The organism is Paenibacillus sp. LS-5, assembly GCF_056121505.1.
In genome coordinates, this window is the sequence record NZ_JBWAVA010000044.1 from 1 (window position 1) to 946 (window position 946).

Sequence of the window (946 nt, forward strand, 5' to 3'; positions counted from 1 at the left end):
TTCTACGGCTCCCACCTATCCTGTACAGATCGTACCCAAATTCAATATCAAGCTGCAGTAAAGCTCCATGGGGTCTTTCCGTCTTGTCGCGGGTAACCTGCATCTTCACAGGTATTAAAATTTCACCGGATCTCTCGTTGAGACAGCGCCCAAGTCGTTACGCCATTCGTGCGGGTCAGAATTTACCTGACAAGGAATTTCGCTACCTTAGGACCGTTATAGTTACGGCCGCCGTTTACTGGGGCTTCGGTTCACAGCTTCGGATTGCTCCTAACCGCTCCCCTTAACCTTCCAGCACCGGGCAGGCGTCAGCCCGTATACTTCGCCTTGCGGCTTCGCACAGACCTGTGTTTTTGCTAAACAGTCGCTTGGGCCTTTTCACTGCGGCCCCCTCGGGCTATTCACCCTACCGAGGCACCCCTTCTCCCGAAGTTACGGGGTCATTTTGCCGAGTTCCTTAACGAGAGTTCTTCCGCGCGCCTTAGAATTCTCTTCTCGCCTACCTGTGTCGGTTTGCGGTACGGGCACCTTCTCCTGACTAGAGGCTTTTCTTGGCAGTGTGAGATCATGACCTTCGCTACTATAATTTTCGCTCCCCATCACAGCCCAGCCTTACGGTGTGCGGATTTGCCTACACACCAGCCTCACTGCTTAGACGGACATCCATCAGTCCGCGTCACTACCCTCCTGCGTCACCCCATCGCTCATAGCGGATTACGGTGGTACAGTAATTTCAAACTGTTGTCCTTCGACTACGCCTGTCGGCCTCGCCTTAGGTCCCGACTTACCCTGAGCGGACGAGCCTTCCTCAGGAAACCTTGGGCTTTCGGCGGATCAGATTCTCACTGATCTTTTCGTTACTCATACCGGCATTCTCACTTGTATGCTGTCCAGCGCTCCTTACGGTACACCTTCAACCCACATACAACGCTCCCCTACCCCAGAT

The 946-nt window shown here is 53.7% G+C and carries 1 rRNA gene; it reads right to left on the bottom strand.

From position 1 onward, the window contains the following. Positions 1-946: ribosomal RNA gene (locus AC0MA3_RS26340) — 23S ribosomal RNA — on the bottom strand; the annotation flags it as partial.